This window comes from Paraburkholderia sp. JPY465 (assembly GCF_050436725.1).
In the GTDB taxonomy this organism is placed as follows: Bacteria; Pseudomonadota; Gammaproteobacteria; order Burkholderiales; family Burkholderiaceae; genus Paraburkholderia; species Paraburkholderia youngii.
This window is the reverse complement of the sequence record NZ_JBNDMT010000003.1, coordinates 2,201,107-2,219,173: the sequence shown is the minus strand read 5'-3', so window position 1 is coordinate 2,219,173 and position 18,067 is coordinate 2,201,107. Positions and strand designations below refer to the sequence as shown.

Sequence of the window (18,067 nt, the reverse complement as noted above, 5' to 3'; positions counted from 1 at the left end):
TAGCAATGGACCCTGTACTCAAGCGAAAGTGGCCACGCTCCGACTTGGAGACTTCGGTGATGGGCTTTGGGGCCGCACCGATTGGCAATTTCTTTAGGCCTATCAGCGACGACGAGTCTGCCTCGCTTGTCAAGGCCGCGTGGGAAGCTGGTGTCCGGTATTTTGACACGGCACCCAGCTACGGTCACGGGCTGAGCGAGGCACGGTGTGGTCAGAGTCTGCGCTGGTACCCTCGCGAAGATTTCGTCTTATCGACGAAAGTGGGGCGACTCCTGAAGCCGCGCAGACGCTCGGAGATTAACTTTAAGCCTTGGGTCGACGGTCTGCCGTTCGAGTGGCATTTCGACTATAGCTATGACGGGGCCATGCGCTCGATTGAGGATAGTTTGCAGCGCATGGGTTTGGAGCACGTCGACATCGCCCTTATTCACGAGGTCGATGAGTACACCCATGGAAGCCGTCAACCTGAAGTTTTCGAAGTTGCTATGTCTGGCGCTGCTAAGGCGCTTCTTCGCCTGCGCGAAGAGGGTGTTATCAAGGCAATCGGGGTCGGCGTGAACGAATGCAGTGTGGCGCAGGCCGCAATCGAGCGAATCGACTTTGATTGCGTGCTGCTGGCCGGTCGGTACACATTGCTTGAGCAGGACGCATTGGACAGCTTTCTGCCAATGTGTATTCAGAAGCAGGTGTCTGTCATTGTCGGTGGCGGTTACAACAGCGGGATTCTCGCGACGGGTGCAACTCCCACTGCAAAGTATAACTATGCGCCTGCGACAGAACCCATCCTGGAACGGGTGCGGCGAATCGAGCGAGTTTGCGCCAAGTACAACGTCCCGCTGAAATCAGCCGCGATGCACTTCATCTTGGCCCATCCGGCCATTCCAACGGTCATCCCCGGCGTGCGTAGTGTCGCCCAACTCAACGAGAATCTCTCGACGTTCCGAGCCGAGATTCCGAAAGACTTCTGGTCTGAACTCCGGAGCATGGAGTTAATTCGGCCAGACGCGCCGACACCTTAATCAAACCGCACGCAAGTCGGATACCGGCTGCACCCTCGCGTCGCACTGGACGATTGCGGTCAACTGACTTATGAGGCTCTAAAGATAACCCCTGCATGACACCATGAAAAAGACATATTTCGCCTTCTTTCTCCTTGGTATCTTTTGGGGGTCAAATTTTATATACATGAAGTGGGCGGGCGAAATCATCGATGCGGGCAAGATTTCTCTTCTTAGAGTTTTCTTTGCATTTGTGCCGGTTCTCGCCCTTTCTTGGCATAAAAGGATTCTCAGTTTTGACCAGATTCGTTACGCGCATCACTTCACGATTTTGGCAGCCCTTGCGACCGCGTTTACCTATTTCTCGATGGCAAAGGGGACGGCCTTGCTCCCGTCAGGTATCGCGGGTGTATTGGGGGCTACACCGCCTTTGTTCACAGCCTTGGCATCTCACGTCCTCATACGGGACGAGAGAATGAATGGGCTAATGGGGCTCGGTGTTGGTTTGGGCTTGGGTGGAATTACACTCATTTCCCGACCGTGGGCGCTCGCGAGCACACACGGTTCGATTGATATGCAGGGCGTCGCCTGGCTTTTGAGCGGCGCAATGGCCTTCGGTCTATCGTATGTCTACGTACGGCTTTTCATGTCTCGCATCAACGTTGGGTCTCTTGCGATTGTGACCTGGCAGATGGGTATCGCATTGATTCTGCTTTTCTGCGTGACAGACTTAAGTGGGATTGGAAAATTGTTTTCGGATTGGCGGGCTGCTACCGGCGTGGCGTTGGGACTAGGAGTGCTGGGTACCGGAGCCTCCTTGTTCCTATACTATTTGCTTCTGGAAGAGCTTAGCGCTGTTGCTGCAGCAAGCGCCATCTATATCACTCCAGTTGTCTCTCTGGCAATTGGCTGGACAGTCGGTGAGCACATCGGTTTGATGGAAGTACTCGGCGTAAGTCTGATTTTCTGCTGTATCGCAATTCTTGAAGTGGGAAGGCAGCAAGTTGCTTGCGGAGGGTCCGCGGCATCCATCAATCGTCCGACGCTACCTCCTAGCGAACATTGATAGATATGCGAGAGCACTGTCGTACCGACGGTTGGACACTCATGCCCCACAGAATTCAGAATTCGCAGATACGAGCAATCATGACTGCGCGCGCATTTGAAACAGATACGGAATCGACATGATAAAGCACATCGTTATGTGGGACGTTCGCGGCGAGACGCCCCAGGAGAAGAAGGATACGGCTCATCTGGTGAAAACGGCCTTCGAGAGCTTGGTCGGAAAGGTCCCCGGTCTGACTAAGCTTGAGGTCGGCATGGACGTAAGCGGAGTTGATTACGCCTGCGACGTCGTGCTGTACACAGAGTTTGAAAATCAAGAGTCCCTCGAGGCGTACGCGTCACATCCCGAACATCTACGTGTTAAGAAGGCGCTTGCGGATTGTCGAGTTGCACGTCACCAAGTGGATTATGTATGAGCAGCGTAATCCATTGACCGGCAAAGGAGGCACATCTCATGTACGAGTTCACATATACAACGCAGGCGTCGAGAGTCGTGTTTGGCGCTGGAAGCATGAATCTGATTCAGCAGGAGGTCGTGACGTTGGGCGCACAGCGGGCGTTGATTCTTTGTACGCCAGAGCAGACGGCTCAAGCCGAGGTGGTCTCGTCCCTTTTAGGCCCTTCCAGCGCAGGAGTCTTCGATGGTGCCCAGATGCATGTCCCCATCGAGAACGCACGTCGCGCGCGCGAGCATGCAAAGAGTGTCGGCGCAGACTGCGCGGTGGCCATAGGCGGCGGTTCCACCATCGGGCTTGGAAAAGCGATTGCGCTCGAGTCGTCGCTACCAACCATTGCCATACCGACGACGTATGCCGGCTCCGAAATGACCCCCATCTTCGGCATAACCGAAGGCGGCCTGAAAAAACGGGCCGCGACGCCAAAGTTATCCCCAAGACAGTCCTATACGACCCGGAACTCACAGTCGGGCTGCCCGTCAAGCTATCGATTGTCACCGGCCTGAATGCCATCGCCCATGCTGCCGAAGGACTGTATGCGAAGGATGGTAATCCTGTAATGTCACTGATGGCAGAGGAGGGCATCCGCTCACTCGCCAATGGCCTCCGTGGCGTGAAGGAGAATGGTAAGGACAAGGAGGCACGCAGTGAGTGTCTCTATGGAGCATGGTTGTGCGGAATGGTGCTCGGCAACGTTGGCATGGCCCTGCATCACAAGCTCTGCCACACGCTGGGCGGGACGTTTAACCTGCCTCATGCTGCAACGCATGCAATCGTTTTGCCACTTGCCCTCGCATACAACAGCACAGTTGCAGACGATGCGATGGAGCGAATTGCCAGGGCACTCAATGTGAAATCAGCGCCAGACGGACTCTTTGAGTTGAATGGAGAGTTGGGCGTGCCACGAGGCCTTCGGGAGATTGGCATGAGCGAAAGCGACCTGGACTACGCCTGCGAGGTCGCTTTATCGAATCCCTACTGGAACCCGCGACCAATAGAGGAAAAGCCGCTCCGGGCACTTCTGCAACGCGCTTGGGAAGGCGCCCGTCCTTTGGCATAACTGTCGAGAGATTGAAATCTCAGAGGCGGTACTCGTGGGAATGCCTGTTCTTAGCGTTGACCACTACTTTTCGCAGGCGAATCTGTACGCGATTTTTAGGCGTTCGCCTTCCTCGGGATTGTGGCGCTGGGTCTCTCTGTGACGATGGTTGCGGGCGAGTTGTAAGCGGCTCGTGCCGGCCGTTATAGACGGTGGCTGAGGGCGACATCAAAGTGATGCCCATCATTTCCAATCTGATGGGCACCACTTTGACACAGTCTGCGGAGAAGAAGCCTGGTTCCCGGACGGGACGCCCGAACTACCCACGGGAGCTGCGTGAGCGACTGGCAGCAGCAGCTTGCGAGCCTGGCGTATCAGTCGCGAAGCTGGCCCGGGAGAATGGCATCAACGCGAACATGCTGTTCACCTGGCGGCGGCGATATCTGGCCGATCAGCAAGCTCGATCTGCCGGGCTCATTCCGGTCGTATTGCTCAGCGACACGCCGACGGAGGTCATTGCGTCAGCTCCGGTAGAGCCGCAAGCGCAAGGCGCGAAGTCCGCGTCACCTGTCGGCACGATCGAGATCCGGATCGGTCGTGCGGTGGTTAAAGTGGATGGCCTGGTTGACGCGGATATGCTGCGGATCGTGCTGGGTAGTCTGCGCTCATGATCTCCCTACCGGCAGGCACGCGCATATGGATCGCTGCGGGCGTTACTGATATGCGCTGCGGGTTTCAGGGGTTGGCCGCAAAGGTACAAACAGCTCTTGAGGAGAACCCGCTGGGCGGCAACGTCTACATCTTCCGGGGCCGTCGCGGCGATCTGGTAAAGATTCTCTGGGCAACGGAGGACGGAATCTGGCTGCTCGCGAAGCGGCTTGAACGAGGCCGTTTTATATGGCCCAAGGCCGACGGTGGCAAGGTCCATCTGAGTTCTGCACAACTGTCGATGCTGCTTGAGGGCATCGACTGGCGACAGCCCCGCCGCACCGCCGCATTATCGATGTTGTAAACGGCGAGGCAGACTCGTAAACTACGGCGCATGTCGAACGGCGCCGATCTCCCTGACGATATCGAACTGCTGAAGGCCTTGCTGGTCGAGGCCCGTAGTCTGCTTGCCGAACGCGATGTCGAGATTGAGCAGCTCAAGGCGCAGATCGACAAGCTCAGACGCATGCAGTTCGGTCGCAAGTCCGAGCAGCTGCAGCGGCAAATCGAGACGCTCGAGACTCAACTTGAGGATCTGGCCGCCGGGCGCGGCGTTGTGGATGTGCAGCGTGCGCAGGCCCTCGGTGCAAATGCGTCCACCTCGAACACAACGGCGGACGAAGCGGCTTCCAGGCAAGCGCTTCCCGCGCATCTGCCGCGCGAGGATCATGTGCTCGAGCCTGAATCAAGCTGCCCTGATTGCGGTCAACCAATGCAGGCGCTCGGCGAGGACTCATCCGAACAACTCGCCCGGGTTGCAGCGGCGTTCAAGGTCATTCGCACGATCCGGCGCAAACTGGTTTGCCCGTGCTGCAGCACTATCACGCAGCTGCCGATGCCTGGGCTGCCGATCGAGCGGAGCATCGCCCATCCGAGCTTGCTGGCAGACATCCTCGTCTCGAAGTATGCAGACCACCAGCCGTTGTACCGGCAATCGACGATCGCGGCGCGCGATGGCGTGACGCTTGACCGGGCCAGTATGGGGCGCTGGGTTGGCCAGTGTGAGGCGCTGTGCGCTCCGCTAACAGAGGCGCTGCGCCGCTATACCGTGGCCGCTACCAAGCTGCACGCGGATGACACGCCGATCCCGGTGCTCTCACCGGGCAACAGGAAGACCCGTACCGGCCGGCTATGGGTCTACGTGCGCGACGATCGTCGCTCGGGTTCGGCGCAACCGGCTTCGGTCTGGTTCGCGTACTCGCCGAACCGGCAAGGCATCCATCCTCAAACCCATCTCGCCAGCTTCAAAGGGATTCTGCAAGCGGACGCGTACGCAGGCTTCGACGAATTGTTCCGCGATGGCTCGATACGCGAGGCGGCATGCCATGCCCACGCGAGGAGAAAGTTCTACGACATCCACGTGCGCACGCCGTCGGACACAACACAAAAGGCACTCGAATATATTGGCGGGCTCTACGAAATCGAGGCCTCCATTCGCGGCAGGCCAGCCGCCGAGCGGTTGCGAATACGGCAGGAGAAAGCCAGACCACTGCTTCAAATCTACGAAGCGTGGCTTAGGGCAAAGCTTGAAACGCTGTCGTCGAAGTCCGATACGGCCAAGGCGATCAACTACACGCTGAACCGGTGGAGTGCACTGACGTTGTATTGCGAAGACGGTACGCTCGAGATCGACAACAACATCGCGGAGAACGCGCTGCGTTGTGTAAGCCTGGGTCGGAAAAATTTTTTATTCGCCGGTTCAGACAGCGGCGGCGAACGGGCAGCCGCGATGTACGCATTGATTGGCACTTGCAGACTGAATAACATCGATCCGCGTGCCTACCTCGACTACGTGCTAACCCATATCGCCGGTCACAAAATCAATCGCATCGACGAACTCCTGCCTTGGCGTGTGGCCGACAAGCTGCACACACCAAGCAGTCCGCCAGATCCCTCTACCTGACTGGCAGTTCCAGTCACCATCTTGCCTTACGCGCACGCGAATGGACGAACGGCCCAGCTGAGCCGCTTACGGCGAGTTCGACTTGAGCGTCGCTGCAATCTCGACGGTCGCCGGCTTGATTACCGTTAAGTTCGGTGGCGATAGCGCGTGGCTCGGTGTACTTTACGCGGTTGTCTTCGGTGTGGTAGTCGGCATCGCCAACGCCGCGCTGCTGCCCTGGCTTGGCGTCTCCTCGTTGGTGACAACCGTGGGCTCGATGATGTTCCTGACCGGAATTGGCTACTGGCTCGCGGGTGGACGCGTGCTGAGTTACGGCAATCTCGACGTCAGCGACTTCCTCGACCAGAACGTCCTCGGTATCTTTTCGCCGCGTAGCTTTATCACGATTGCCTGCTTTATTGTTGTAGCGCTCTTCCTGCGCTACACGACCTTGGGACGGGATATCTACGCCTCGGGGGGACATCGGAAGGCGGCGATTCAGAGCGGTGCGCGTGTGGGTAAGGCGTTGACGGTCGGCTTCGTCATCTCGGGCGGACTTTCGGCACTCGGCGGCGGTCTGCTCTCCCTAAGCCTCGCGACGGCGTCGGCAACTATGGGAAGCAATATCCTGTTGCAGGCCGCCTCGGCGGCGATTGTAGGTGGCGTTGCGCTTGGCGGCGGAATCGGCTCGCCGCTTGGCGTGGCGATGGGCGTTTTGATTCTCACGGTGTTGAACAACGGACTTGGACTGTTGAATGCAACTTCGACCCAGATTCTTCTCGTCAATGGGTTGTTGCTTCTGATTGTTGTCTTGCTTGACGGGCGTCTGGGGGCGGTCCTGGCTGCACCGCTTGAGCGGTTCGGTCGACGGAAGGCTACTACGGCGGCCTAACGCCACCGATGCTCTCCAGTACGGCCGACGCGCTCGTGGCGCGTCGGCCACTTTGATTCCTGGTCGTCCAGCAGCCGGACATCTATCAAAACGGCCATCGGGTGGCGTCATTCGACGCCGCCCTCCCAGCCCTGTCCGACGGTAGGAATCGGTGACTCAACGGCTACTTCGCTGCCGAAACGGCCGCACGCAGAGCGAGCAGGTAGCTGTCGACGCCGAACCCGCAGATTTGCCCCTTTACTACTTCCGCGAATACGGAGTGATGCCGAAATTCTTCACGAGCGTGGATATTCGACATATGGACCTCGACGACAGGTACCGTGAGAATCGCCAGCGCGTCACGAATGCCATAGCTGTAATGAGTCCACGCGCCGGCGTTGATGAGCACCGCATCAACACCGTCGGTGAAGGCCTTGTGGATACGCTCGCACATTTCGCCTTCGTGGTTCGTCTGAAAGCTGTCGACTTCGACGTTTAGTTCCTCGCCGAGCGCTTTGAGCTTATCGTCGATTTCGGCCAGAGTAATCGTCCCGTACTGAACCGGGTCGCGTTTGCCGAACATGTTGTGGTTGATGCCGTGAAGCATGAGTACTTTCATTTCAATCTCTCTTCCATGTTGATTTTCAGTCACGCGGCAGTTCGACGATGGCGCCTTGCGTTGCCGCGGTCAAGATAGCTTCGGTGATTCGCAGGTTCTTGAGGCCATCGCGGGCCGATACCAGGGGCGCCACCTCACCGCGAGCGACCGCGCCGAAGTGCTCCATCTGATGCTTGATGGGGTCGTCACGCACCATGCCGACAATGCCTACCTCGAACGGCTTCCACCAGGAGCGGTCTTCGTGTCGCGGGTACGTTTTCAGACGCATCGTCGGAATCGCGAGGCTACCATTCGTGCCTGCGACGAGGTAACAGTCTTCGTCATCGTAGGCAGGATAGGCCTTGTTTTCCTGCGAGGTCTGCTCCCAACTGCGAGCGCTGGCCGCCGTGTCCGACAGCATGAACGTACCGAGCGCTCCACTTTCGAAACGAAGGTTGATTGCAACCGTGTCTTCGACCGGGAAATCTCTGGTTGCGTGCGACTTGAATGCCTGCACCGCGACGATGTCACCGCAAAGCATGCGGAGGTTGTGCACTTCGTGAATCATGTTCAGCAGAATCGGGCCGGCGCCGATTTCGCGACGCCACGGAGCGTCGACGTAGTAGTGGTCGGGTTTCACGAACATCGCCGTACCCGTGACCGCAACCAGACGCCCGAGCACTCCGGAGTGGACCACCTGGCGGGCCTTCGCCATGATGGGGCTGTGGGCGCGATGGTGACCAATCAGAATGGGCACACGTGCATCCTCGCCGACGCGGACCAACGCTTCCGCTTCCGCGACGGTCGGCGCAATCGGCTTCTCGAGCAGCGTTGGTACACCCGCTTGGAGAGACAGCTTGGCGTGTGCAACATGCAACTGGTTCGGCGTGGCGATAACGACGCCATCCGGTTTGTCTTTCTCGAACAGTTCGTCGAGCGTGGCATACAGCGGCACGTTTTCCTTCTCTGCCAGCGCCTTCGCCGCTGGCGACGGGTCGACGATGGCAGAGAGAATACAGGTGCTGCTTCCGACGGCGGCGCCGATATGTGCCTGTCCGATATAACCGGCTCCGGCAACGGCGATTCGAGTCTTGCTCATGCTTGCTGCTCCTCAATGGATTGCGCTCAGGCGCGCGATTGCTCAAGAGCCTGCTGGCGCATCTCTTGGTACTCAGGTTTGCCGATAGGGCTCGCGTCAGGCTTACCCAAATCCTTCAACGGAATTCGATACGTCTCACGAGCGCTCCAGGCCGCCACCGCCGACACAATCGTGATGCCGAACGTCACGACTCCAATCGTCACCGGGATGCCGGATGCGCCCGGAGGGGCCATTGCCGCGAACAGGGCGGGCAGGAGTGCCGTCAGTGCGGTACCGACGTTTTGAGCGATTGCTACCGCTGTGACACGGGTGCGCGTCGGGAAGAGTTCCGGGTACAGGCTGGGGAAAATCGCGTTGTAGCCCTGGTAGACGACACCCCACATCAGGAGCGACATGCCTATTGCGAGCGGAACACTCTTGATGCTGATTGCGTACAGGTAGACGAACGACAGCAACCCGGTCACGAGTGCACCGCCGATGACGAGCGGTCTGCGTCCGACCCTGTCCGACAGGTTGCCGATAAACGGAATCACGAGGACGGCCACGATGTTTCCCAGCACGGGAATCCAGAGATAGATGTCCTTTGCGAAGCCGACGCCGTAGCCCGGCTGAACCGCATATGCCGCGCCGAACACTGTGGTCACAACGGGGATGACGTTCATCAACGCGATGCCAACAACGCGAAGCATGTCGCGCCAGCTGTACTTGAACGCATCGACGATGGGAGAACGCGGTACCGCATGCTTCTCGCCTTCTTCCTGGAAAGCTGGCGTTTCTTCCACATTGCGGCGGATGAGATATCCGGCGATGACGACCACAACGCTAAGCAGGAACGGGATACGCCAACCCCAGGAGTTGAATGCGTCTTCCGGCATGTAATGAGCCAGGGGAAGGAAAACGGCTGCGGCGAGAATCTGACCTGCCTGCACGCCCTGAAGGGCGAAGCTGGCGTAGTAGCCCCGGCGCCCGAATGGAGCATGTTCCAGAATCATCGAACTCGCGCCGGAGATTTCGCCTGCGACAGCGAAGCCCTGGATGAGTCGCATGATGACGAGCAGCGTCGGGGCAAAAACACCGACTTGTTGATAGGTCGGCAGCAACCCTACGGCCATGGTCGAGAAGCCCATCAGGAACATACAAACGACGAGCACTTTCTTGCGACCGTGCGTATCGCCCAGGTGACCGAGGAAGAAAGCGCCAATCGGACGTGCTACATAACCGACGCCATAGGTGGCCAACGAGGCAACGATGGCGACGGTGGGGTCGCCTTTCGGGAAGAAGGTTTGCGGAAAGATAAGCGACGCGGCGGTCGCATAGATGAAGAAGTCGTAGTACTCGAGCGCTGAACCTATCCAGCCGCTCGCAGCGGCTCGTCGCGTCTGACGAGTCGGATGCGCGCCGTCGGCGATAGCCTTGGTGGCTTGCTGCTTCATTACCTGTCTCCGTTTATATGAACCGCGAACCATGACGCGCGGCTTCGTCTTGGAGCAGAGAATAAAGTCAACCGATGCGTCTACAATGCGTGCATCATTCACTTCAATCATTCCAAATCGTGAACAATGACTGGGACCTCATCGACCTCAAGGTCTTCTGCGAAGTGGCTCGGCGCTCGAGTTTCGTCGCGGCAGCTACCGAACTGGGGATTTCCCCGGCCTATGTGAGCAAGCGGGTCGCGGACCTCGAACGGGCGCTAGGTGTAACCCTGTTCCACCGGACGACCCGACGCGTTCGAATCAGCGATTCCGGTGAGGCGGCCTACGCGTGGGCGCGCCGGGTGCTGGAAGCGGCGGATGGGTTGAATGACAGCGTGTCGCGAACGGACAGACGGTTATCGGGCCAGTTGCGAATCAGTTCCAGCCTCCGTCTGGGGCGCAACCATCTGTCTCCGATACTGGCGGCCCTGCACCGCGAACATCCCGAGCTGGAAATCTGGCTCGAACTGATGGACCGGCGCGTTGACCTTCTTGCCGAAGGCTTTGACATCGACATCAGGATGGGCGAAGTGTCAGAGCCACACCTTGTGACGCACCTCGTGGTCGAAAACGCGCGGGTGCTTTGCGCCGCGCCCGAATATCTCGCCAGACGCGGCACGCCGAAGACGGCAGCTGAACTCGCGGGCCACGACTGCCTTCTCTATCGCGAGCGGCACCAGACTTTCGGCGTCTGGCGACTTCAAGGTCTGCACGGGATGGAAGCGGTGAAGGTAACGGGGCCCATCGGTTCCAATCACAGCGACATCGTTAGCAACTGGGCGCTGGCTGGGCACGGCATCATTCTGCTGGCCGGTTGGGACGTCGCGCCTGCGCTCAAATCTGGAAAGCTGCAACGCATCCTGCCCGAGTACCGCCAGGAGGCCAACGTGTGGGCGGTCACCGCCGCCAAACTTCAGAGTTCGCCCAAGCTACGCACCTGCACAAACTTCATCATGAAGCGCCTGCGCCAGGGGCCGCACGCTCTGGATACTTCGATTCGATGAGTCTCGCCCCATTGCTGTCGGGCTCATGAAGCGCCGAACGGCAAAGCAATGACGTCGCGCAACCAGGAGTTGTGGGCTTGGGCGCGCCGGTCGCAACCGGCTTGCCGAAGGTCGACGCCCTTGAAAAGGTCGGCTTCGTCGGACGGCTACTGGGCCAGATAGCCGCCGTCGATGACGAGTTCGCTGCCTGTCATGAAGGACGACTCGTCGCTGGCGAGAAACACGCATCCGGCTGCGACTTCTTCGGGGGTGCCCATCCGAGCCATCGGTGTGCTCTTGATGATTCCGGCGTTCATGTCGTCCGACTGAGCCTCGACGAGTGGCGTGCAGATAAGCCCCGGATGGACGGAGTTCACCCTTATGTTCTCAGGAGCGTACGTGACGGCCGCGTTCTTGGTCATGTTCCGAACGCCGCCCTTGGCCGCGTTGTACGCCGCAGCTCCGGGGACGCCCACGTTTCCCCAAATGGAAGAGAAGTTGATAATCGAGCCATGCTTGGCGGCTCGCATTGACGGCAAGACGGCCTGCAAACCAAGGAAGCTTCCCGTGAGATTCACGGCGAGGACGTGGTCCCATTGCTGAAAAAAAGCGAGACCGGTCACCGACTCGATTCGGTCAACCGGTCACTCATGCCTATGGTTGCAACTTGAGCTTCGCTTTCCCGGTTACTTCGACGCAGCGGTGGTCGGAGTACCCGTGTAGTGCAAGTCTTGGATATCCTTCGTCGCTTCGTCGGAGGACTCCAGTGTTGGGATGATGCGACCTACAAGTAGCCCTAAGCCGACGCTTGTTTTTACATATTTTGTCTCACCTGCGTCGAGTTTGAATGACAGCGTTTTCTTAGTTTCGGTTGTTGTCGACACGACATACTGACCGGCAGGCTCATCGACGAAGAAGAATCCCCCCGGCTGCGATTTACCGACATCTTGACCATTGAGATTGATAGCCGGCTGCATGGCCGCGCCGAACATCGAGCTTGAGCGATAGAAATAAATCCGTCCCTGCGCTTCCTTCAACGTCGGGATAGAAGAAGCGACGTCCTTGTATTGCGGGCCACTAGCACATCCAGACGCAACAACCGCTACAAACGCGCTGGCTGCCAAAGCTCGGAACAGTTTATTCATTTATTTTCTCAAGTAGTATGGGTTGAGATGGCTTCAAAGGGGAGAAGTGCGATTCGCCGGCCAGATAGAATCCCACCAGGTTGTTCTCCTTAACGACAAGATAGGCTTCATGGACCTGGCGCCCTTCGATGGTAAATATCCCATCGATAGGACGGAGAACGAGCCCTTGCGGAACTTCACCAACGGGTCGCCAAACCGAACCTTCTTTCAGTTGCCGGGAGTACCCGGTCGTCAATTGGAGCGCAACTGGCATCGCAATGCGGAAGCGCTGCTGTTGACGCGCTGTCGTGAATGACGTGAACTCGGTGCGTTGTACCGGAATAGCGGGTGCACAAGCTGAAAGGACTAGGACGGCAAGCGCCGAAGCCACGAAAGCACGATTTTTGAACAAGTTGAGCGAGCCTCGGTGTCATCTCCAACTAAACTTATCGGCACGCTCCGAACGAACTTGAGAAAATAAAGCCCTGTCGTGTCGGTGTCGCATTGCACGGCTGCACTCAACCCGAAGAGTCGTGTCGACACCTTGTCATGGGAGCGGACGTACAAGTATCTGCGCAATCGTTTGCGGTCATCGCGTATTCTTTAACGAAGAGTCGCAAACGTTAGCCAATTAGCTAGCGTTTTACGAGTCTGCTCTTCTGACGGACCAGCGCCTAGCGGGAGCAGCGGTAGGCCGCCTTTTCTTCGTGCCTCTCATGTACCATCTGACGCATAGCGAACAGAAGATGGCCAAACGAGGGGTAAAACAATAATGGGCTGGAGCTTCAGAAAGAGCATCAAGGTTGCGCCGGGGATTCGCATCAACCTTAGTAAGAGCGGCGTGAGCACGTCTATCGGTGGCAGGGGGTTCACCTACAACACTCGGGGCCGCGTGACCGCCAGTATTCCGGGCACGGGAATCCGCTTCACGCACAATCTGAAAGGTGCGCGGACGTCACGCCCGGTCAGTTCCGTCGTGTCAGGAAGCAGCAGCCTCGATGCCGACGTCACGGAACGCCTTTCCAAACGAGAGCGGGAAACACAGGACTTCGTGCAGAAGGTCCGCTCGCGTACGTCGACGGCACTCGTCGATTACTTTTTCTCTCACGGCGTCTATGTGCACGAGGACGACCTGAGCGAAGCGGTGACCCTCGAGGAGCACCAGGGATTCCTGGAATCGCTAGCCCCGGAATTCGAAGCCACGACCAACGCAGTCCGCCTCGCCGCCGATATCGGCTCGATATCGCTCGCCGAAAAAGAAAAGGCAATGCGTGCGGTCTATGAAATTGAAGAGCGGTGTGCGGACCGCCACGGTGAGCGCGCAGAACTGAGCGAAGCAGCCTCCGCTTTGCTGAGCGCAGTGCGAAGCTGGCCATCGACGCCTAGCCTCGGCAGTCCGCTCGTCGTCGCTTTGCTCGGCTCGTTCATCACTTACGCAGCCAATCTCTGGGCAGGTCTGGGGCTGACCGCGCTCGCTTTCCTCTATGGCGCGTCGAACGTCTCCAGATACAAGCGGATGCGGACTGCAGCGCTTGCTGCAATTGACCCAACGACCCAGCGATTCAACTCCTTGCTGACAGCAGAAGTCACGCCCCGCCCGTCGCTTCTCACGGGCGAGGACTGCGTCATTCCAAAAGCCGTTGGAGCCGGAGGCGTCGTCCTTGTCGCAACACTTTTCGCGGTCGTCATGCACTTCACGCATCCGACAGGCCTCGGCGCCCACCCCACCGACGGTGACGCGCCCGAAACTTCTGTCAGCGCGAGTCCGTCGACGGAGATGCAACGGTCCCAGCGAACACAGGCGGAAAGCGAATTTTCGTGGCTTGCAGGCAAATCGCCGTCAGACGTCGTCAACGACAGCCGCTTCAAGGCTGCATTTCGGAACGTGTCGCGCGTGGAATGGAAGAAAATCAGCGAGCGACTGGCTGTCTCTCACGTAGCCATTGTCCAGTCGAAGGATGGCTTCCTGGTTGGCGAGGGCTGCATGAAGCAGGGGTGCGACTCGAACAAGGCGGCTTTTGCCATCAACGAAAGCACCGGCAAGGGTGACCTTATCGTCATGGAGACACCATCATCGAGCAATAGCCCCACTTTCGCGACGTACCAGTGGCGGAACATGCCCGTCGCGCAGACGCCGCTCGCGGACTGGAAGCAGCAGCATCAGGCCGCTTCGGGGGCCGCGGCGCAGCCTTCGCAGGCAAACGTGCCTTCGCTCGAAACAAGCTTCGACTGCTCAAAGGCCCATTCCGATGCGGAGCACTTAATTTGCGGCGATGCGGAACTGGCTGCCGACGACGTGGAATTGGCGGCCCTATATGCGAAGGCGAAAGCAGCAGCTACCGACGAAGCGGCGTTCAGGGAGCGCACTCGCACCCAATGGAATTACCGTGAGCAGACATGCCACGAGCGGGAGTGTCTCGTGCGTTGGTACGCGGACCAGAAGGTCGCGCTGTCAGAGATTGCGAACACGGATTCCTCTGGCCAGTGAGCGAATTCCGCGTCTGGCGCGCTCAGACGTCCGCGCCGTCCAGTGTGTCCTCGGGGTCAGTCGTCCTATTGGACGGCGAACCGGCGAAGGGCGAACGAAAGCCGTTTGGACACACATGACTGGCTTCGGAGCGCTGTCGGGGAAAACCAACGAAAGGCGGCATCAAAATGGTGACGCGACAAAGTCAGTTCCTTTCAGTTCTGCGAAAATCTCGTCTCATCTAACAAGAGAAAGAGACCGCGTCCCGGATGGCTGGCAAGCGCTGGCCGCTTGTGGGACGAGTCTCAACCTAGGATATATGCGAAACGCATATATCCCAAACACTGTGAGACCAATCAAACAATGAAGTTGAGAGTTGCGTTTTGCCTTTCGGGCCTTCTGCTGGCCCCGTACGTCTACGCCGCTGAAGCGACCACGTCAATTTTGACTGATGGCCCGACGTTGTTCTTCATCGCGGTGAACGTCGTCTTGACCTGGTATTTCGGTTTCCACAAGTTTAATCGTTTCTCCGTTTCTCACGGTCCGGAAGTTTTGACGACAGTCGGCATCCTCGGATGTTTCTTCAGCATCGCATTGGCGTTGCTGCATTTTGACGCGACCAACGTCTCGGACAGCGTGCCGCATCTTCTGGAGGGGGTCAAGACGGCGTTTTGGGCGTCGGTCAGCGGCGTGGCTGGCTCGCTTATCCTTCGGTATCGGCACTATACTCACAAGGACCCGATTCCCCAAACTGACGGCGTGCCGAAGTCGGCCACGCTCGATGATGTCGTCGCCGCGACGCAAGCTCTCCACCGCAGCTTGTCTGGCACGGAGGAAGGGAGCCTGCTCACCCAGCTGAAGCTGATACGCCAGGAGCAAGGTGACGAACTGCGCTCGCTCCGTTCGTCTTTCGACACCTTTGCTCAGCGGATGTCCGAAGACGGCTCGAAAGCACTCATCGAGGCGTTGAAAGAGGTCATCCGTGACTTCAATACCAAGATTAGCGAGCAGTTCGGCGAGAACTTTCGCCACCTCAACGCTGCGGTCGAGAAGCTGGTCGTCTGGCAGCAGCAGTACAAGGATGAGCTCGACAAACTTCAAATGCTCCAAAAGGCGTCGGCTGAGGACTTGCGGAACGCGTCGGCAGGCCTTGGGGTCTTCATTGAAAGAGCCGGCGGGTTCGCCGCCACTGCGGCTGCTCTCGAAACCACGCTTCGCGGCCTTGCACAGCAACATCAGCAGATTGACCAGTCGCAACGGTCGATGGCTGAGGTGCTGCTACAGATGAAGGACGTCACGCCCCAGTTCTCGCGCAAGGTGGACGAGATGACAGAGGCGATGAAGCAAGGGGTCGCTAAGGTGCAGTCTGATGTGTCCGACGTTGTGAAGAACCTAGGGAGCCAAATGCAGGCGTCGTCGTCGGAAATGAAACAGCTTCTCACCGATACGCTGCGCAAGTCACAGACGGAAGTAAACGACAGCCTGACGCGTTCCATGGAGGCCGTGCGTCAGAGCGTCGTCGCTCTCGACAAGGGCTTGCAGGAGGAGCTCAATAAGAGTCTCGAGTCCCTTGGGCGCCAACTCGCATCGCTTTCCGAAAAGTTCGTCGCGGACTATACGCCGCTTACCGACCGGCTGCGCGAGGTCATTCGTATTGCTGGTGCGGCGTGAGGTGAATTGTGGAGCAAAGCAACCAGTCTCACTGGATACCCATGGCCGACTTGATGACCGGCCTGATGTTGGTTTTCATGCTTTTGACCGCAGCGTTTATGCTTCGTGTTGAGAAGACCACGACGTTGGTCGTCAAGGAGTATGAGACGACGAAGAAGGATATGCAGCTAGCGCTGCAGAAGGAGTTTGAGAAGGACCTCAAGCAGTGGAACGCCGAAATCCTTGGTGACATGACCATCAGGTTCAATGACCCGACAGTATTGTTTGCAACAGGCTCTGCGGAGTTGCGCCCCCGGTTTAAGGAAGTACTGGGTCAGTTCTTCCCTCGTTACGTGGCGTTGCTGACATCCCCGCAGTTTAAGGATGCCGTCAAAGAAATCCGGATTGAAGGGCACACAAGTGCTACTTGGACCGGTACCACGGATGCGCGCACCGCGTATTTCAAGAATATGGAATTATCGCAGGCGCGCACCCGTAGCACGCTCGAATACCTGCTGTCGATGCAAAAAGTGCAGTCTCAGGAGACCTGGCTAATTCAGCACGTGACGGCCAATGGACTGTCGTCGTCGCATCCGATATCACCGGATATGCATTCGCCGACCGCGCAGCTCGCCAACCAGCGGGTGGAGTTCCGCATTGTTACCAACGCAAGCGACAAGATGGACCTCATTGCTCAGAAGCTGCAGAAATGACTTTCAAGCTACCCGACTTCCTGACGTGGTCCGCCTTTAATGGGTTGCGGCAGAAAATGAGCGCCCCGCTGGTTGAGCGATTCGGCGCTAAGCACGTTGTCACCGAGATAGACCTACCGGTAATTGACAGGCTGCAAGGCGCAGGCATTGATGTCACCGCCGACCAGATTCAAGTGTTGGATGATGGCACGCTCGCTTATAAGGGCTACCGCGTCCTGGTCTACATCCGTGACGTCCACGCCATGGGTAATCGCGACAGCATGCCTAAGTATCACTTCGCGCACTGCCGGACGCTTGAGACGATGTACAGGAATCAACGGTCGGAGAGGTATGTTGTTGCGAACTCCGACAGTGGACTGTTCCAGGTGAATGTCATGGACGGCGGTGTCCGACCACAGCAGGTACGGCTGCAGGTTTGTCAGAATTGCTTGGCTCACATCCGCTGGAAGGGCTTCGACATGCAGGCGGCCCGACCAAGTCGGCTCTCTATCGTCGAGCAGTTCAAGCTGACAGAATTTTTCGTTAAGTATCCGCGCGATTTGATGTCGTTGCGACCGGGGCATTCCTCGGATACCGCACCGATTAACACCTACACCGACGACTGGCCCGAAGTGTCGGCCAGAACGCGCAGCCTACGCGGTTATAGATGCGAGAAGTGCAGCATCTTTTTAGCCGGAGTTGAATCCAAGTATCTGCATGTGCATCATCAAAATGGTCAGAAACATGACAACAGAGATGGAAATCTTGAGGTCCTTTGCGTCGGTTGCCATGCGGATGAGCCTCTGCATGCGCATATGAAAGCACTTCCGGAGTATCGGGCGTTTATCGACAGGTACAGGCAATAGGTGGCCGCAATCGAACGTGCCAGCGTTCGTTCGGAGAATGCCCTTAGATTGATTTCCGTTGCTGTCTCGCACGCAGTAGCCGCTTAAAGTCGGCATGT

Annotated in this window: 18 protein-coding genes and 1 pseudogene; 13 read left to right on the top strand and 6 right to left on the bottom strand. The window is 58.0% G+C overall.

Translation table 11 applies throughout. The annotated features are described in order from the left end of the window. Positions 1-5: 5 nt before the first annotated feature. The 8 genes and pseudogenes from QFZ94_RS24920 (at position 6) to QFZ94_RS24885 (ending at position 7,039) form a co-directional block, all read left to right on the top strand. Positions 6-1,019 (top strand): aldo/keto reductase, encoded by a 1,014-nt coding sequence (locus QFZ94_RS24920; protein ID WP_429460281.1) that lies wholly within the window; start codon positions 6-8, stop codon positions 1,017-1,019. A gap of 103 nt (positions 1,020-1,122) precedes the next feature. Then, positions 1,123-2,064 (top strand): DMT family transporter, encoded by a 942-nt coding sequence (locus QFZ94_RS24915; RefSeq protein ID WP_429460279.1) that lies wholly within the window; start codon positions 1,123-1,125, stop codon positions 2,062-2,064. Positions 2,065-2,182: 118 nt separating this feature from the next. Further along, positions 2,183-2,479: a Dabb family protein gene (locus tag QFZ94_RS24910; RefSeq protein ID WP_429460277.1), complete on the top strand. Its 297-nt coding sequence runs from the start codon at positions 2,183-2,185 to the stop codon at positions 2,477-2,479. A gap of 38 nt (positions 2,480-2,517) precedes the next feature. Next, a pseudogene (locus tag QFZ94_RS24905) lies at positions 2,518-3,578 on the top strand (maleylacetate reductase). Positions 3,579-3,769: 191 nt separating this feature from the next. Beyond that, the gene (gene tnpA, locus QFZ94_RS24900) at positions 3,770-4,228 is read left to right on the top strand and encodes an IS66-like element accessory protein TnpA (RefSeq protein WP_429459834.1); all 459 of its coding nucleotides are present in this window, start codon (positions 3,770-3,772) and stop codon (positions 4,226-4,228) included. Then, a complete protein-coding gene (gene tnpB, locus QFZ94_RS24895; protein WP_254346648.1) occupies positions 4,225-4,569 on the top strand; it encodes an IS66 family insertion sequence element accessory protein TnpB in 345 nt (114 codons plus the stop codon). Before tnpA ends, tnpB begins: the two co-directional genes overlap by 4 nt. A gap of 30 nt (positions 4,570-4,599) precedes the next feature. Further along, complete coding sequence (gene tnpC, locus QFZ94_RS24890; RefSeq protein ID WP_429459835.1) at positions 4,600-6,168, top strand: IS66 family transposase; 1,569 nt, start codon at positions 4,600-4,602, stop codon at positions 6,166-6,168. Positions 6,169-6,250: 82 nt separating this feature from the next. Beyond that, a complete protein-coding gene (locus tag QFZ94_RS24885; RefSeq protein WP_429460275.1) occupies positions 6,251-7,039 on the top strand; it encodes an ABC transporter permease subunit in 789 nt (262 codons plus the stop codon). 163 nt (positions 7,040-7,202) lie between these two features. Here QFZ94_RS24885 and aroQ read toward each other — a convergent pair whose 3' ends face one another. From aroQ to QFZ94_RS24870, 3 genes are read right to left on the bottom strand one after another with little or no spacing between them, the layout of a single operon-like run. Then, positions 7,203-7,637: a type II 3-dehydroquinate dehydratase gene (aroQ, locus tag QFZ94_RS24880; RefSeq protein WP_429461913.1), complete on the bottom strand. Its 435-nt coding sequence runs from the start codon at positions 7,635-7,637 to the stop codon at positions 7,203-7,205. Positions 7,638-7,662: 25 nt separating this feature from the next. Then, positions 7,663-8,715 carry a Gfo/Idh/MocA family protein gene (locus QFZ94_RS24875; RefSeq protein WP_429460273.1) on the bottom strand — a complete coding sequence of 351 codons (1,053 nt, stop codon included), beginning with the start codon at positions 8,713-8,715 and terminating at the stop codon, positions 7,663-7,665. Between the two features lie 26 nt (positions 8,716-8,741). Continuing rightward, positions 8,742-10,148, bottom strand: coding sequence for an MFS transporter (locus QFZ94_RS24870; RefSeq protein WP_429460271.1), 1,407 nt, complete (start codon positions 10,146-10,148; stop codon positions 8,742-8,744). A gap of 119 nt (positions 10,149-10,267) precedes the next feature. Between QFZ94_RS24870 and QFZ94_RS24865 the strand changes: the two genes are divergently transcribed. After that, positions 10,268-11,191 carry a LysR substrate-binding domain-containing protein gene (locus tag QFZ94_RS24865; protein WP_429460269.1) on the top strand — a complete coding sequence of 308 codons (924 nt, stop codon included), beginning with the start codon at positions 10,268-10,270 and terminating at the stop codon, positions 11,189-11,191. 146 nt (positions 11,192-11,337) lie between these two features. On the opposite strand, the gene QFZ94_RS24860 is transcribed toward QFZ94_RS24865, so the two are convergent. From QFZ94_RS24860 to QFZ94_RS24850, 3 genes are all read right to left on the bottom strand, one after another. Then, positions 11,338-11,793 carry an SDR family oxidoreductase gene (locus QFZ94_RS24860; protein WP_429460267.1) on the bottom strand — a complete coding sequence of 152 codons (456 nt, stop codon included), beginning with the start codon at positions 11,791-11,793 and terminating at the stop codon, positions 11,338-11,340. Between the two features lie 63 nt (positions 11,794-11,856). Next, positions 11,857-12,315 carry a DUF2846 domain-containing protein gene (locus QFZ94_RS24855; RefSeq protein WP_429460265.1) on the bottom strand — a complete coding sequence of 153 codons (459 nt, stop codon included), beginning with the start codon at positions 12,313-12,315 and terminating at the stop codon, positions 11,857-11,859. After that, positions 12,308-12,706: a hypothetical protein gene (locus QFZ94_RS24850; protein ID WP_429460263.1), complete on the bottom strand. Its 399-nt coding sequence runs from the start codon at positions 12,704-12,706 to the stop codon at positions 12,308-12,310. Before QFZ94_RS24850 ends, QFZ94_RS24855 begins: the two co-directional genes overlap by 8 nt. A gap of 360 nt (positions 12,707-13,066) precedes the next feature. Here QFZ94_RS24850 and QFZ94_RS24845 point away from each other — a divergent pair, with 360 nt between their 5' ends. The 4 genes from QFZ94_RS24845 to QFZ94_RS24830 all read left to right on the top strand — a co-directional run bounded on the left by QFZ94_RS24845 (position 13,067) and on the right by QFZ94_RS24830 (position 17,969). Continuing rightward, positions 13,067-14,782 (top strand): DUF4236 domain-containing protein, encoded by a 1,716-nt coding sequence (locus tag QFZ94_RS24845; protein WP_429460261.1) that lies wholly within the window; start codon positions 13,067-13,069, stop codon positions 14,780-14,782. A 342-nt stretch (positions 14,783-15,124) separates the two neighbouring features. After that, entirely contained in the window at positions 15,125-16,432 is a 1,308-nt protein-coding gene (locus tag QFZ94_RS24840; protein ID WP_429460259.1) for a hypothetical protein, read from the top strand. A gap of 41 nt (positions 16,433-16,473) precedes the next feature. Beyond that, a complete protein-coding gene (locus tag QFZ94_RS24835) occupies positions 16,474-17,124 on the top strand; it encodes an OmpA/MotB family protein (RefSeq protein WP_429460257.1) in 651 nt (216 codons plus the stop codon). Then, complete coding sequence (locus QFZ94_RS24830) at positions 17,121-17,969, top strand: HNH endonuclease (RefSeq protein WP_429460255.1); 849 nt, start codon at positions 17,121-17,123, stop codon at positions 17,967-17,969. The genes QFZ94_RS24835 and QFZ94_RS24830 overlap by 4 nt, the downstream gene beginning before the upstream one ends. Positions 17,970-18,067: the final 98 nt, after the last annotated feature.